Genomic DNA, 13755 nt, shown 5'->3' on the forward strand with positions numbered 1-13755 from the left:
GTGACCGGGGTCTCCATGAAATGCCATTCCTTCTTCGCGCGCCGCTCGCGCGACATACTGGCCGTCGCCGCGATCGTCGCGCTTGGCGGTTGCAGCAGCAGCGCGCCGCTGTTCCTGCCGGACGGCCGTGCGACCACGCTCGTGCAATGCCCGGTCGGTTCCGACTTGTGCTCGCAACAGGCGGCCGCCAGTTGCAATGGCGTGTTCGACGTCGTGCGCCAGTCGAGCGAGGGCGGTACGTTGAGCCTGATCTACGCCTGCCGCGCGACTGCGAAGTAAGCTCCTGACGCCGTGCCGATGCAATGCCGGCGCGCGCGGCTGGCCGATCCGTTGGCGGCCTTCGGTTTTTTTCGCCTGTTCGCAGTTAATCCCTGCCAATTCCCGATACGCTCGCTGACCACGCTCGTGCCATTCCGGTTACCACATGGCCGTCATAAATTCATGCGCCTAATGCGTATCCGATAAGCGGTTTGCATGCGAATTGCATAAGTAGGCCGCATGCGGCATTTTTACAACGTCGAGTCACCGCGCACCGATTATCTCTTTGCGCCCGGACCATGATTTATCTTTACCTTCGGGGCGTCGAACGCAGTCAGTGCGGCAGGCAACGGAACGTGAAATTTGACGGCAGTATTCTTTTTTAAACCGTTAGGATTTAACCCGGCGAGCAGAAATTGCCGGTTTTTCCCGACGCAGAAGAAGTTCAGGAAGGTTTTTCCGCTGCTGGCGGGCATTACTTTGGGCCGCGCGGGCCAACGCGGCTTCATGCTTTCGATTTTTTTGCTTCAACACTAATTCAATAGAATCCGGGGAAAGCAATGAATCATCAGCAACTCGAAAAAGACATCGAGCATCTCGAGCAGATAATTTCCCATATTTCCGCAGAAGACCGTATTCCTTTGTCTTACTGGCGTAACCGCCTTCAGCACGTTTCCGGCGCGGTTCTCGTGCCGGCGCAGGCAACCCGCGTCAAACGCCTCGATGCCGCGCTTTGCGCATTGGAAAAACGGCAGAAAGCCTGAATGTCGTCATTGTGTCCGCCAGTCGGGATCGGCAATTAGGAAAGCCGTCGTGTGCGCTTTCGCCGGACAGGTTCTATCTTTCGGTTTGATCGCCCAAAGCGACCTGGGCGCGCGCACGTTTTCTTTTACCGACACAGGATGTACATGCAGATAGCAGGACTTGCCGCGACCCGGCTCGCTACGCTGACCAACGCGATGCAGGGCTACGTGGAGCGGGGCGAAGTGGCGGGGGTGGTGTCGCTCGTATGGCGGCGCGGCGAAATCGGCTACTTCGAACCGGCAGGCCTACGCGACGAAGCCGCGCAATTGCCGATGGAGCGCGACACGCTGTTTCGCATCGCGTCGATGACGAAGCCGGTGACGAGCGCCGCGATCATGATGCTGATCGAGGAAGACCGCCTCGCGCTCGATGCGCCCATCTCGCGGTGGCTGCCCGAGCTTGCCGCGCCGCGCGTGCTGCGTGACCCGACCGGCCCGCTCGACCAGACCGATCCGGTACGCGCGCCGATTACGGTGCTCGACCTGCTCACGCATCGCGCGGGTTTCGCGTATCACTTCACGGCGACGGGTCCGCTCGCCGAAGCCTACGCAGCCGCGTTCAACGGCTTCGAGGCGAGCGGCGGCAACAGCGCGTGGCTCGCGCGCATCGCCGCGTTGCCGCTGATGTTCCAGCCCGGCTCGCGCTGGCACTACGGCGTGGCGACCGACGTGCTCGGCGTGCTGATAGAACGCGTGAGCGGCATGACTCTTGGGGAGTTTTTCCGCACGCGCATTTTCGCGCCTCTCGGCATGCGCGACACCGCGTTCTGGATGCCCGACGCACAGCTTGCGCGCCTCGCCACCGCGTACAACATCGATCCCGGCACGCGGCGTCGTGTGGTCGAGGATCATGCGGCGGCGAGCCGCTGGGCCAATCCGCAACGCTTTCAGAGCGGCGGCGGCGGGTTGGTCTCGACCGCCGAGGATTATCTGCGATTCGCGCAACTGCTGCTCGGGCGCGGCCGCGTCGGCGGCACGCGGCTGCTGTCGCATCGCTCGGTCGACCTGATGCGCAGCAATTTCCTGAGCCGCGACCAGCGCCGCCTGCCTGCCTTCGGTCACGTGATCTGGGCGGCGCAAGGCTTCGGCCTCGGCCTGTCGATCGTCGATGATCCGGCGCAGCAATTGCCGCTCGGCTACCGCTCGCTCGGCTCGTTCGGTTGGCCCGGCGCGTACGGCACGAGCTGGTTCGCCGATCCGGTCGAGAACATGATCGGCCTGATGCTGATCCAGCGCCGCTCGATCGACCCCTTCCCGATGGCCATCGACTTCGAACGCCGCGTCTACGATGCGATCGACGATTGAGCGGGGCCGTCGCGCATGCGCTCGGCCGCGCGATTCACTATCCTGTGATTTATTCGTCTGATAGTGTCCGCCAACCATTCATCGCGATTCATCGCAGTGCGTCCAACCGAGGGGGGAACACCGGCATGGCCTCTTACAAACAGCTGACTGCGCAACTCGAAAAACTCCACAAGGAAGTCGCAGCCGCGCGCGAAAAAGAAGTCTCGCAAGCTATCGCCGATATCAAGCAGAAGATTGCCGAATACGACCTGACCGCCGAAGAACTCGGCTTGACGAGCGCCTCGCCGAAGCCGCGCCGCAAGTCGTCGACGACGACGTCCGTCGCCAAGTACCGCAATCCGAAGACCGGCGAAACCTGGAGCGGCCGTGGGCGCTCGCCGGCCTGGCTCGTCGGCAAAAATCGCGAGCGGTTTCTGATCGAAGGTTGAGCTTCGTCGTGGGCGCCGATGCGTCCGTGTTCTCTGAAGTGATGCATGGTTTGATCCGTTCCGCACCGTTGCAAAGGTCCCGAAAACGCTCACCTTTGCGTGACGCCTGAACTTACACGGCGATATTTACCGATGCGTTCGAGCCTCGCGGGATGCTTCGGTGAGCCAGGCTTTGTCGCGCGACGCACCTCCGCGGGTGCGAATCGCCATCGTGCCGCACCGCCCCGCGCCGCTCGCCGTAAACCCGCGACAGCCTTTGCTGGCGGGCGTTTCCAGGCGTCGAGCCGGAACCTGTTCATAGCGGTGCGAAGCTTTATCGCCGTTTTCCCGCGCATCGCGTTGGTGGCGCCCGCGACCTGGCAGGTGCGGGCATGCGCTTCGCGATCCTCACCTTTGACCGCAAATCGATATTCGCCGCCGTAAGTCCCGAAAACGCTCACCTTTGCCAGAAGCATGCGCGGCGCGCCGACGCTCGCGCCGTCGCCCCGTCCGGCGCCGGAGCCCTTTCCCCCGGCCGTCGCGCCAGACGTGTATCATTCGCACCTCGCGCCGTTTTTGCGCCAGCGATTCCCGCATTGTCGAACGCTGGGTCGTGACCCGTTCGCCACCCGTTTTCGGACGCGGCGCGAGCGCCGGCCGATCCGGGCCCGCGCCCGATTCTCGCAGCTCGACGCCGCCGCGCCACGCGCGGCATACCGGCCGCCCACGGCCGCCGGGAACCGCCTGAACCCCTTTCCGTGACCGCCAGACCCGATGTCAGTCTCCGAACTCAAACGCCGCCGCACGTTCGCGGTCATTTCCCACCCGGACGCGGGTAAAACCACGCTCACCGAAAAACTGCTGCTGTTCTCGGGCGCGATCCAGATCGCCGGTACCGTGAAGGGCCGCAAGAGCAACCGCTACGCGACGTCCGACTGGATGGAAATCGAAAAGCAACGCGGCATTTCGGTCGCGAGCTCGGTGATGCAGTTCGAGTACGGCGATTGCGTGATCAACCTGCTCGACACGCCGGGCCACGAGGATTTCTCCGAGGACACCTACCGTGTGCTGACCGCGGTCGACGCCGCCGTGATGGTGATCGACGGCGCGAACGGCGTCGAAGCGCAGACGCTGAAGCTGCTGGAAGTCTGCCGCAGCCGCAAGACGCCGATCGTCACGTTCATCAACAAGCTCGACCGCGAAGTGCGCGAGCCGCTCGAACTGCTCGACGAGATCGAGCAGCACCTTGGCGTGGCGGCGGTGCCTTTCACATGGCCGATCGGCATGGGCAAGGATTTCCAGGGCGTCTACGACGTCCAGCGCGATCAGGTGCGGGTGTTCCGCGCCGGTCAGGACACGGCCGGCGGCGCGGTCGAAACGCTGCAGGCACTGAGCAACGAGGAAGGCGAGCGCCGTTTCGGCCACGCGTGGGTGCGTGCGAAGGAAGAAATCGATCTGATCAGCGGCGCGACGCCCGAGTTCGACCGTGAGCAGTTCCTCGCCGGCCAGCAGTCGCCGGTGCTGTTCGGTTCGGCGATCAACAACTTCGGCGTGAAGGAGATTCTCGACGCGCTGGTCGACCTCGCGCCGCCGCCGTCGATGCGCATGACCGTACAGCGTCCGGTGCAGCCGGAAGAGTCGAAGTTCACCGGCGTCGTGTTCAAGGTGCAGGCGAACATGGACCTCGCGCACCGCGACCGCGTCGCGTTCATCCGCGTGTGCTCGGGACGTTTCGAGCGCGGCATGGCGGTGAAGGTCACGCGCTCGAACAAGACGTTCCGCGCAAACAACGTGGTTACGTTCCTGTCGCAGCGTCGCGAGACGGTGAGCGAGGCGTATCCGGGCGACATCATCGGTATTCCGAACCATGGCACGCTGAGTCTCGGCGATACGCTGACCGAAGGCGAGCAGCTGCAGTTCGTCGGCCTGCCGTTCTTCGCGCCGGAAATTTTCCAGACCGTCGAAGTGGTCGATCCGATGCGCGCGAAGCAGCTCGGCGAAGCGCTGAAGCAGCTCGGCGAGGAAGGCGCGATCCAGGTGTTCCGTCCCGAAGCCGGCGGTCTGATGATTCTCGGCGCGGTCGGGCAGCTGCAGTTCGAAGTGGTGTCGCACCGTCTGTCGACGGAATACAAGGTCGTCGTGCGCATGGCGCCGGCGCGTTACCGGCTGTCGCGCTGGGTGACCTGCGACGATGCGGCCGAACTGCGCCGCTTCACCGACTCGTACTCGGCGCGAATCGCGCTCGATGCGTCCGATGCGCCGACCTATCTGGCCTCGCACGTATCGGAGATCGAAGTCGCGCAGAAGGCGTGGCCGAAGATCGTGTTCAACGAGTTGCGCGAGCACTCGGGGGCGCCGTTCAGAAAGGCGATGTAAAACCGCGAGTCCGCTGGTTTCGAAGCAAAAAAGCCGCGTCGTTCGACGCGGCTTTTTACTTTTCCGCCGCAACAACGTCCCGCGCCAGCGCGCGACTTCGCCTATGCTGACGGAACCACCCGCCTCGCCGCGAAGCCGGCTCCAATTCCTGTCCAACCGCATGGAGCGCCCGTGACCGTTCGCAACCTCGACGCCTTGTTTCGCCCGAAATCCGTCGCCGTGATCGGCGCGTCCGAGCGGCCGGGCAGCACCGGCGCGATGGTCTGGGCGCGTGTGCTGGAAGGCGGCTTCGACGGCCCGCTGTGGCCGGTCAATCCGAAGCACGCGACGCTCGGCGTCCACCCGGTGATTCCCGACGTCGGCGATCTGCCGCAGGCGCCCACCGTCGCGGTGATCTGCACGCCACCCGCGACGTGGCCCTCGCTGATCCATAAGCTCGGTGGCATGGGCACGCGCGCCGTAATCATCGTCGGCGAGGTGCGCAGCGATGAAGACCGGCTCGAACTGCGGCACGCGCTGTCGGCGGCGCGGCCGCATCTGTTGCGCATCGTCGGACCCGGCAGTCTCGGCGTGGTGTCGCCGGCGCTCGGCGCGCATCTGGGCGCGCCGTCATGCACGGTCAAGGCGGGCGGCGTCGCGTGGGTGTCGCAGTCGAATGCGCTGACCAACGCAGTGCTCGGCTGGGCACGAGCGCGCGGGCTCGGTTTTTCGCACGCGGTGGCGCTCGGAGCGGAGGCCGACGTCGATGCCGGCGACGTGCTCGATTACCTCGCGAGCGACCCCGGCACCCGCGCGATCCTGCTCGAACTCGACAGCGTGCGGGCGGCGCGCAAGTTCATGTCGGCCGCGCGCGCGGCGGCGCGCAACAAGCCGGTGCTCGCGCTGCGCTCCGGCCGCGACGATCCCGCCGACGGGCTCTACACAGCGGCGTTCCGGCGCGCGGGCCTCGTGCGCGTCGACGCGCTCGACGATCTGCTCGACGAAATCGAAACGCTCGGCGTCGGCCGCGTGGCGGCGGGCGCCACCGCCACGCTGATCACCAGCGACCGCGGTCTCGCGACGCTCGCGCGCGACGCGTTCACCGCCGCCGGCGGCCTGCTCGCGCCGTGGCCGGCCGCGGCGTCGGACGCGCTGCGCGAGGCGCTGCCGCTCGCGGTCGGCGGCAATCCGCTGCTGCTCGGCGACGGCGCGCGTCCTGAGCACTTCGGCACCGCGCTGAAGCTGCTCGGCGAGTATCGCGAGACCGGCACCGCCGTCGTGGTGCACGCATCGACGCATGGCGCGCCCGTCGACGACGTCGCGCAGGCGCTGATCGAGCATCAGCGCTTTGCGTATCGCGGGCTGCTCGCGTGCTTTTTCGGCGGTGTCGATGCGACGAGGCGCGACGCGCTGCATGCGCAGGGCATCCCGGTGCACACGACGCCGCAGCGGCTCGCGCGCGCCTTCGCCCGTCTGGTCGATTACCGGCTGGGCCGCGAACTGCTGATGCAAACGCCGGAAGGCCTGCCTGCGCAGATTCCCGAGTCGATCGACGCCGCTCTGGCGCAGGCTCGCGAAGCGTTGGCGGCGGGCGCGAGCGAGCTGGCCGGGGCGGCGGCGGCGCGGTTTCTGTCGCGGTTCGGGTTGCGGGTGGAGGGTGCGCAAGGAGGGGGCGCCCACGCGTCGGGCTCCGATGCGCCGGGCGCCGATGCCGACGGCGCCGCAAAACCCATCGTCGACGTCGCCGTCGAACTGCACGACGACGACAACTTCGGCCCCGTGTTCCGCTTCGCCGCACCGCCGATCGACGGCGTTTCCAGCGGGTTGCACGTGTACGGCCTGCCGCCGCTCAATCCGATGCTCGCGCGCGACATCGTCACGCGTTCGCACTACGCGAGGCTGGTCGCGCCGGAGCCGACGCTCGCGGCGTTGACGGCGGTGTCGCAAGCGGTTTGCGACGTGCGCGAGATCGTCGGCCTGTCGTTGAAGCTCAGGGTCTACCGGGACCGCGTGACGGTGGTCGATCCCGTGTTGCGGCTCGGCGCGCAGCGCAGCCGTCTCGCGATCGTGCCGTATCCGCGCCGCTTCGAGGAAACGATCGACTGGCAGGGGATGCGTGTAACGGTGCGGCCGATTCGCCCCGAAGACGAAAACGCGCATCGCGAGTTCGTGCAGGCGATGACGCCGGAAGATTTGCGGCTGCGTTTTTTCGCTTCAGTCGGCGCGTTCGACCACTCGCAACTCGCGCGCATGACGCAGATCGACTACGACCGGGAAATGGCGCTGATCGCGACGGTCGACAACGAAGACGGCGTCGCGCAGACGCTCGGCGTGGTGCGTGCGGTGGCCGATCCCGACAACGAGACGGCCGAATTCGCGGTGACCGTGCGCTCGGATCAGAAAGGGCGGCGCCTCGGCCAGTTGCTGATGCAGCGGATCATCGCGTACGCGCGGGCGCGCGACACGCACTGGCTGATCGGTGAAGCGTTGCGCGAGAACACCGCGATGATCGCGCTCGCGAAGGCCAGCGGCTTCACGATCACGCGGACCGATGACCCCGGTGTGGTCGGCTTGCGGATGGCGCTCGACGAAACGGCGGGGGCGGACCCGAAGTCCGCCGCGCAGAACCAGCCGGCGCGTTGAGCGGCTGACGTCGCGAGCCGCTCAACGCATGGCTTCACCGCCTCACGCCGCCAGCTTCTGTGCCGCCTCATCGACCTGCGCGCGCGTGACCGACAGCTCGTCGAGCCATGCCTGCGCATACACGGCGCCGGTTTCGCGTTCGAGCCGCGCGATCGTCGCGGCGCAGCGGTTCGCGTCCTTCAGCGTCGAAATGAACGCTTTCACCGACTCACCGCCCGTGAACGCGTCGAACAGCGGCACGCGAATTTCGTCGGGCAGCGCACGGGTGGTCCATTGGTACGGCTTGCCGTTGAACGTCAGCGACGGCGGCAGCACGCGCTCCTTGCGCACGGCCGGAATCAGGCCGTAGGTGCGCGCCGCTTCGCCGATCTGCTCGGGCGAAAACAGCTCGTCGGGCGTGATGTGGAACTGCTGGATGAAGGTCTCGATGCTTTGCATCGCGGCGGCGCGGTCGTCGCGGCGCTTCTGCGCGTGGGCGACGATGTCGCGCAGTTCGTCGGCTTCTTCGGCGGTGATCGTGAAGCTCGACTGCTTCTGCTGGAGTTCGGAAAAACGCTGGAATTCGGAATCGGTCAGAAGTTTGGCCATTGCTCAATCGATGCGCGCGCATGAGCCCGTCATGCGGCGTTATTTTGGAAGGGCCGCCATTCTAAACCATGTGCGCGTGCACGCCGCCGCGCAACTTACCGCGCAACTTACCTGTCACGCGGCCTGCTCGCGGAACATCGACAGCGCCTGCACCGTGTCGCGCAGCAGCGTGGTGGCCGCTTCGAGCGTCGGCGCGACGTATTCGTCGATCCGCCGCAGATACGGGCAGGTCAGCACCGCGCTCGCCTGTCCCGACGGCGCGAGTATCGGGAACGTCACGTCGGTGACGCCGAAGGTCTGCTGGCTGTCCTTCTGCCAGAAGCCCGCCGCGCGGATGCGCTCGCAGGCCTCCTCCAGCGCGTCGAGATCGAGCGTCACTTCGCCCTTCACCTTCGTGTGCTCCGCCAGCATCTGCTGGCGCTGCTCGACGCTCTGGAACGCGAGCATCACGCGCCCCGAACCGGTGTCGATCAGGCCGACCCGCGAACCGAGCCGCACTGACATGCCCCATGTGCCCGGTCCGTCGACTTGCGCAATCACCAGCAGGTTGCCGCGGTCGTAGACGACGAGGTGGCAAGACTGCTCGGCCGCGTCGGCGAAACGCTGCATCAGCGGCAGCGCTTCTGCGATCAGCCGGTTCATTGGCGGATGACGGTGCGCGAGCGCGAACAGCTTCAGGCTCAGCGAGTAGCGGTCGCCAGCCGCCGAACGCACCACGTATTGGCGCGCGACGAGGCGTTCGAGCATCCGGTACATCTCGCTCGCGTTGCGGCCCAACTGCCGCGTGATTTCGGCGCGCGTGAGTCCTTCCTTCTGCTCGGACAGTAGCTCGAGAATGTCGAGGCCTTTATCCAGCGCGGGGGCGCGATAGCGGTCGTCGTCCTTGTCTTCGGCGTCCATCGTGAGGGTCCGGGAATTCCGTGTGGAGTTCTGATTATCTGGTGTGCGCGGGCGAGTGCGTAGCACTTCGCGAACTGGATGGCCTATGTCCAGGGAAAACCCAGGCATCCGCGCCGCGTAGTTTTCTTGACTTGGAAAAATTCGAATATGAATAATACGTTTATTGGTGAATGAATGCACATCCCAAGCGGTGCGCGGAGTGTGACCGCCGCGCCCTCGCCGCCGCATGGTAAAAAGACCACAAAATCTGGAGACACGCTCATGTCGGCATCGATCGTATCGAAAATCGGGCAGCGGCGCCGTATCGGCCGCGGCTCGTTGCAGGTGAGCGGACTGGGGCTCGGCACGGCGCCGCTCGGCGGCCTGTACCGCGACCTGTCCGACGAGGAGGCCCAAGCGACGATCGCCGCCGCCTGGGACGCCGGTGTGCGCTACTTCGACACCGCGCCGCACTACGGCAACACCAAGGCCGAGCATCGGCTCGGCGCCGCGCTGCGCCACTATCCGCGCGGCGAGTATGTGCTGTCGACCAAGGTCGGCCGCCGCTTCGTGCCGCGCACGTCGCCATTCGACGACCGCGAAGGCTGGCAGAATCCGCTGCCGTTCGAAGCGATCTACGACTACACGCACGACGGCATTCTGCGTTCGTTCGAGGACAGCCAGCAGCGCCTCGGCATCATCGATATCGACGTCCTGCTCGTGCATGACATCGGTCGCGTCACGCACGGCGACCAGCATCCGCACTACTGGCGGCAACTGACCGAAGGGGGCGGCTTCCGTGCGCTCGAGCGCCTGCGCTCGACGGGCGCAATCAAGGCGCTCGGCCTCGGCGTCAACGAGGGCGCGGTGATCCTCGACGCGATGGCCGAGTGCGAGATCGATTGCGCGTTGCTCGCGGGCCGTTATACGCTGCTCGAGCAGACTACCCTCGACGACCTGCTGCCCGCCTGCGAGGCGCGCAGCGTCAGCATCCTGCTCGGCGGCGCGTTCAATTCGGGCATTCTGGCGCGGGGCGTCGAAGGCGATCTGAAGTTCAATTACGGCGCCGCGCCGCCCGAGGTGATCGAGCGCGTCGCGCGTCTGGAGGCGGTATGTCGCGCGCATGACGTGCCGCTCGCCGCCGCCGCGTTGCAGTTTCCGTATGGACACCCGGCGGTCGCCACCGTGCTGACCGGCGCGCGTAGCGCCGACGAATTGCGCGAGAACGTCGCGTCGTTCGAACTGCCGATCCCCGCGGCCTTGTGGTCCGCATTGCGCGACGCGGGCCTGCTCGACCCCCGTGCGCCCGCGCCCGAGGACTGATCCGACCATGCCGATCGACGCTCACCAGCACTACTGGGACCCCGCGCGGGGAGACTACGAGTGGCTGACGCCGGAGCTGAAAATCCTCTACCGGCCGTTCGGGCCTGATGATCTGAAGCCGTTGCGCGAACAGGCCGGCATCGAGCGGACCGTGGTCGTGCAGGCCGCGCCGACACTCGACGAAACCCGCTACCTGCTCGACATCGCGCGGCACGAGCCGTCGATCGCGGGCGTGGTCGGCTGGGTGCCGCTGTTGTTGCCGAACGCGCCCGATCTGATCGAGGTGCTCGCGCGCGAGCCGAAGTTCAAGGGCGTGCGGCCGATGCTTCAGGATCTGCCCGACGACGGCTGGATCGCCAACCCCGATCTCGCGCCGGCGATCGAGGCGCTGATCGCGCACGATCTCGCGTTCGATGCGCTGATCTACGCCCGTCACGTGCAATACGTCGAGATCTTCGCGCAGCGTTTTCCGGCGCTGCGCATGGTGGTCGATCATGGCGCGAAGCCGCCGATCCGCTACGGCCAGGCGGGCTACCCGGTATGGCGCGACGCGATCACGCGGCTCGCCGCGCTGCCGCAGGTGCACTGCAAGCTGTCGGGTCTCGCGACCGAGGCCTCGCCCGGCTGGAGCGAGGACACGCTGCGGCCCTACGTCGAGCATCTGCTGAACACGTTCGGTCCCGCGCGGCTGATGTGGGGCAGCGACTGGCCGGTGCTCGAACTGAACGGCGACTATTTGCTCTGGCATTCGGTGGCGACCACGCTCGTCGCGTCGTTGAGCGACGCCGAGCGCGACGCCGTGTTCGGCGAGAACGCCGCCGCGTTTTATCGGCTTTGATTTCGTTAGCAGCCCATTCAACTGGAGTCGTAGATGACACAAAGACTGGCCGGCAAAACGGCCCTGATCACCGCGGCGGGACAAGGTATCGGTCTCGCCACCGCCGAACTGTTCGCGCGCGAAGGCGCGCGCGTGATCGCCACCGATATCCGCATCGACGGACTCGCCGGCAAGCCGCTCGAGGCGCGCAAGCTCGACGTGCTCGATGGCGCGGCGATCAAGGCGCTCGCCGCGGAAGTCGGCACGATCGACGTGCTGTTCAACTGCGCGGGCTTCGTACACTCGGGCAATATCCTCGAATGCAGCGAGGAGGACTGGGATTTCGCCTTCGACCTCAACGCGAAGGCCATGTACCGTATGATTCGCGCGTTCTTGCCGGCCATGCTGGAGAAGGGCGGCGGCTCGATCATCAACATGTCGTCGGCGGCGTCGAGCGTGAAGGGCGTGCCGAATCGCTTCGCGTACGGCGCGTCGAAGGCCGCGGTGGTCGGGCTGACGAAGTCCGTCGCTGCGGATTTCGTCACGCGTGGTGTACGCTGTAACGCGATTTGCCCGGGCACGGTGTCCTCGCCATCGCTCGAACAGCGAATCGCCGCGCAGGCTCAGGCGCAGGGCGCGTCGCTCGATGCGGTGCAGGCCGCCTTCGTCGCGCGTCAGCCGATGGGCCGCATCGGCAAGCCGGAGGAGATCGCCGCGCTCGCGCTATATCTCGCGTCCGACGAGTCGTCGTTCACGACGGGCCAACTCCATGTAATCGACGGCGGATGGTCGAACTGATTCTGATTGACTGACGAACCGGACACTACTGAACGTAAAGGGAAGTGCAACGATGAAACTGCTTCGTTATGGGCCGAAAGGCCAGGAAAAGCCGGGCCTGCTCGACGCGCAAGGCAAGATTCGCGATTTGTCGAAGGTGGTGGGCGATATCGACGGCGCTGGGCTCGGCGATGAAAGTCTCGCGAAACTGCGCGCGCTCGATCCGGGAACGCTCCCGGTCGTCGAAGGTAATCCGCGCGTTGGACCGTGCGTCGGCAAGATCGGCAAGTTCATCTGCATCGGCCTGAACTATGCGGATCACGCGGCGGAATCGAATCTGCCGGTACCGGCGGAACCGGTCATTTTCAACAAGTGGACGAGCGCGATCAGCGGCCCGAACGACGACATCGAGATCCCGCGCGGTTCGAAGAAGACCGACTGGGAAGTGGAACTCGGCGTCGTGATCGGCAAGGCGGCGAAGTATGTCGACGAAGCAAACGCGCTCGAGCATGTGGCCGGCTACTGCGTCATCAACGACGTGTCGGAGCGCGAATGGCAGATCGAGCGCGGCGGCACGTGGGACAAGGGCAAGGGCTTCGACACGTTCGGCCCGATCGGCCCGTGGGTCGTCACGCGCGACGAAGTCGCCGATCCACAGAACCTGAGCCTGTGGCTCGAAGTGGACGGCCATCGCTACCAGAACGGCAGCACGAAGACGATGATCTTCAGTGTCGCGAAGCTGGTGTCGTATGTGTCGCAGTGCATGAGCCTGCAGCCGGGCGACGTTATCTCGACCGGCACGCCGCCGGGCGTCGGCATGGGTGTGAAGCCGAACCCGGTGTTTCTGAAGGCGGGGCAGACGGTGCGTCTGGGTATCGAAGGGCTGGGCGAGCAGACGCAGAAGACTTACGCGGCGGAGTAACGCGCTTTGTCTTTCCGTCATATCGCCGTGAATGAAAGGCCGTTCCTGTTTCGCGCAGGAGCGGCTTTTTTCATGGCGTCCCGGCTTTAACTCCCCGCCTCCTGCTCCCCGTCCTCTCCAATCCGATTCACAGTGCCCTGCGCAACCGCCACCAGCTTCTCGCGATTCCCCTCCATCACGAACACGCTGCACTGGCAGGTCGCCTGATGCCTGCCCGCATAGACCACGCTGGCGCGCGCGATCAGCGTGCCCTTCACTGCCGGGCGCAGATAATTGATCTTGTACTCACCGGTCACGACTCTCGGACCCAGCGACAGCGCGCCCGCGAAAGTCAGCGCGTTGTCGGCGAGATAGCTGATGACGCCGCCATGCACGAAGCCATGCTGCTGCCGCAGTTCATCCCGAATCGGCAGACATAGGGTGAGCTCGTCGCTGCCGGCGTGCATCAGCTCCGCGCCTAGCAGCATGCTGAACGGCTGGGCGTGCAGTGCGCCGCGCGCCCGGTCGAGTAGGTCGGTCATCGTGGTTCCTTCGTGCAGGGTCCGGTTAGTGCATCGGTGCAACAAAACATCCGCGCGGCGCGTGCCATGCGGTCCCTACCCACTCTAGGAAGTGCCGCTGCGCTGCGCAAGGTGATTCGTCGCGACCAGCGGCGCATTGTTGCGCAAAACAACCGCA

The 13755-nt window shown here is 65.7% G+C and carries 14 protein-coding genes; 10 read left to right on the forward strand and 4 right to left on the reverse strand.

The genetic code is table 11. The features are described 5' to 3' along the window. Positions 1-15: 15 nt before the first annotated feature. Positions 16-279, forward strand: a complete 264-nt coding sequence (locus tag OKW38_RS31735; RefSeq protein ID WP_429333109.1) for a hypothetical protein — start codon at positions 16-18, stop codon at positions 277-279. Between the two features lie 257 nt (positions 280-536). On the opposite strand, the gene OKW38_RS31740 is transcribed toward OKW38_RS31735, so the two are convergent. Beyond that, the gene (locus tag OKW38_RS31740) at positions 537-767 is read right to left on the reverse strand and encodes a hypothetical protein (RefSeq protein ID WP_429333108.1); all 231 of its coding nucleotides are present in this window, start codon (positions 765-767) and stop codon (positions 537-539) included. Positions 768-818: 51 nt separating this feature from the next. On the opposite strand from OKW38_RS31740, the gene OKW38_RS31745 reads away from it, so the two are divergent. The 5 genes from OKW38_RS31745 to OKW38_RS31765 all read left to right on the forward strand — a co-directional run bounded on the left by OKW38_RS31745 (position 819) and on the right by OKW38_RS31765 (position 7771). After that, positions 819-1022, forward strand: coding sequence for a hypothetical protein (locus OKW38_RS31745; RefSeq protein ID WP_090808221.1), 204 nt, complete (start codon positions 819-821; stop codon positions 1020-1022). A gap of 144 nt (positions 1023-1166) precedes the next feature. Continuing rightward, entirely contained in the window at positions 1167-2366 is a 1200-nt protein-coding gene (locus tag OKW38_RS31750; RefSeq protein WP_429364822.1) for a serine hydrolase domain-containing protein, read from the forward strand. Positions 2367-2491: 125 nt separating this feature from the next. Beyond that, entirely contained in the window at positions 2492-2794 is a 303-nt protein-coding gene (locus tag OKW38_RS31755) for an H-NS family nucleoid-associated regulatory protein (RefSeq protein ID WP_184057608.1), read from the forward strand. A gap of 753 nt (positions 2795-3547) precedes the next feature. Beyond that, complete coding sequence (locus OKW38_RS31760) at positions 3548-5149, forward strand: peptide chain release factor 3 (RefSeq protein ID WP_090808225.1); 1602 nt, start codon at positions 3548-3550, stop codon at positions 5147-5149. 171 nt (positions 5150-5320) lie between these two features. Then, positions 5321-7771 (forward strand): GNAT family N-acetyltransferase, encoded by a 2451-nt coding sequence (locus tag OKW38_RS31765; RefSeq protein ID WP_429364824.1) that lies wholly within the window; start codon positions 5321-5323, stop codon positions 7769-7771. A 42-nt stretch (positions 7772-7813) separates the two neighbouring features. Here the strand turns inward: OKW38_RS31765 and OKW38_RS31770 are convergent, their stop codons facing one another. Then, the gene (locus tag OKW38_RS31770; protein WP_184057604.1) at positions 7814-8359 is read right to left on the reverse strand and encodes a hypothetical protein; all 546 of its coding nucleotides are present in this window, start codon (positions 8357-8359) and stop codon (positions 7814-7816) included. A 114-nt stretch (positions 8360-8473) separates the two neighbouring features. Beyond that, positions 8474-9259 (reverse strand): IclR family transcriptional regulator, encoded by a 786-nt coding sequence (locus OKW38_RS31775; protein ID WP_090808230.1) that lies wholly within the window; start codon positions 9257-9259, stop codon positions 8474-8476. A gap of 261 nt (positions 9260-9520) precedes the next feature. On the opposite strand from OKW38_RS31775, the gene OKW38_RS31780 reads away from it, so the two are divergent. The 4 genes from OKW38_RS31780 to OKW38_RS31795 are packed head-to-tail and all read left to right on the forward strand — an operon-like array spanning position 9521 to position 13077. Further along, on the forward strand, positions 9521-10561 hold the full coding sequence (locus OKW38_RS31780) for an aldo/keto reductase (protein WP_429364826.1): 1041 nt from the start codon (positions 9521-9523) through the stop codon (positions 10559-10561). Positions 10562-10568: 7 nt separating this feature from the next. Beyond that, complete coding sequence (locus OKW38_RS31785; RefSeq protein WP_429364828.1) at positions 10569-11399, forward strand: amidohydrolase family protein; 831 nt, start codon at positions 10569-10571, stop codon at positions 11397-11399. A gap of 33 nt (positions 11400-11432) precedes the next feature. After that, positions 11433-12176 carry an SDR family oxidoreductase gene (locus OKW38_RS31790; protein ID WP_429364830.1) on the forward strand — a complete coding sequence of 248 codons (744 nt, stop codon included), beginning with the start codon at positions 11433-11435 and terminating at the stop codon, positions 12174-12176. A 52-nt stretch (positions 12177-12228) separates the two neighbouring features. Further along, entirely contained in the window at positions 12229-13077 is an 849-nt protein-coding gene (locus tag OKW38_RS31795) for an ureidoglycolate lyase (protein ID WP_429364832.1), read from the forward strand. Between the two features lie 86 nt (positions 13078-13163). On the opposite strand, the gene OKW38_RS31800 is transcribed toward OKW38_RS31795, so the two are convergent. Further along, positions 13164-13598, reverse strand: a complete 435-nt coding sequence (locus tag OKW38_RS31800) for a PaaI family thioesterase (RefSeq protein WP_429364834.1) — start codon at positions 13596-13598, stop codon at positions 13164-13166. Between the last annotated feature and the right edge of the window lie 157 nt (positions 13599-13755).

Origin of the sequence: Paraburkholderia sp. MM5496-R1 (genome assembly GCF_050436205.1) — a bacterium.
In the GTDB taxonomy this organism is placed as follows: domain Bacteria; phylum Pseudomonadota; class Gammaproteobacteria; order Burkholderiales; family Burkholderiaceae; genus Paraburkholderia; species Paraburkholderia tuberum.

What these genes read in the sequence shown, in the direction of transcription:
- OKW38_RS31735 (WP_429333109.1), top strand. Translation starts at nt 16, where the DNA reads ATGAAATGCCATTCCTTCTTCGCGCGCCGCTCGCGCGACATACTGGCC.
- OKW38_RS31740 (WP_429333108.1), bottom strand. Translation starts at nt 767, where the DNA reads ATGAAGCCGCGTTGGCCCGCGCGGCCCAAAGTAATGCCCGCCAGCAGC.
- OKW38_RS31745 (WP_090808221.1), top strand. Translation starts at nt 819, where the DNA reads ATGAATCATCAGCAACTCGAAAAAGACATCGAGCATCTCGAGCAGATA.
- OKW38_RS31750 (WP_429364822.1), top strand. Translation starts at nt 1,167, where the DNA reads ATGCAGATAGCAGGACTTGCCGCGACCCGGCTCGCTACGCTGACCAAC.
- OKW38_RS31755 (WP_184057608.1), top strand. Translation starts at nt 2,492, where the DNA reads ATGGCCTCTTACAAACAGCTGACTGCGCAACTCGAAAAACTCCACAAG.
- OKW38_RS31760 (WP_090808225.1), top strand. Translation starts at nt 3,548, where the DNA reads ATGTCAGTCTCCGAACTCAAACGCCGCCGCACGTTCGCGGTCATTTCC.
- OKW38_RS31770 (WP_184057604.1), bottom strand. Translation starts at nt 8,359, where the DNA reads ATGGCCAAACTTCTGACCGATTCCGAATTCCAGCGTTTTTCCGAACTC.
- OKW38_RS31775 (WP_090808230.1), bottom strand. Translation starts at nt 9,259, where the DNA reads ATGGACGCCGAAGACAAGGACGACGACCGCTATCGCGCCCCCGCGCTG.
- OKW38_RS31780 (WP_429364826.1), top strand. Translation starts at nt 9,521, where the DNA reads ATGTCGGCATCGATCGTATCGAAAATCGGGCAGCGGCGCCGTATCGGC.
- OKW38_RS31785 (WP_429364828.1), top strand. Translation starts at nt 10,569, where the DNA reads ATGCCGATCGACGCTCACCAGCACTACTGGGACCCCGCGCGGGGAGAC.
- OKW38_RS31790 (WP_429364830.1), top strand. Translation starts at nt 11,433, where the DNA reads ATGACACAAAGACTGGCCGGCAAAACGGCCCTGATCACCGCGGCGGGA.
- OKW38_RS31795 (WP_429364832.1), top strand. Translation starts at nt 12,229, where the DNA reads ATGAAACTGCTTCGTTATGGGCCGAAAGGCCAGGAAAAGCCGGGCCTG.
- OKW38_RS31800 (WP_429364834.1), bottom strand. Translation starts at nt 13,598, where the DNA reads ATGACCGACCTACTCGACCGGGCGCGCGGCGCACTGCACGCCCAGCCG.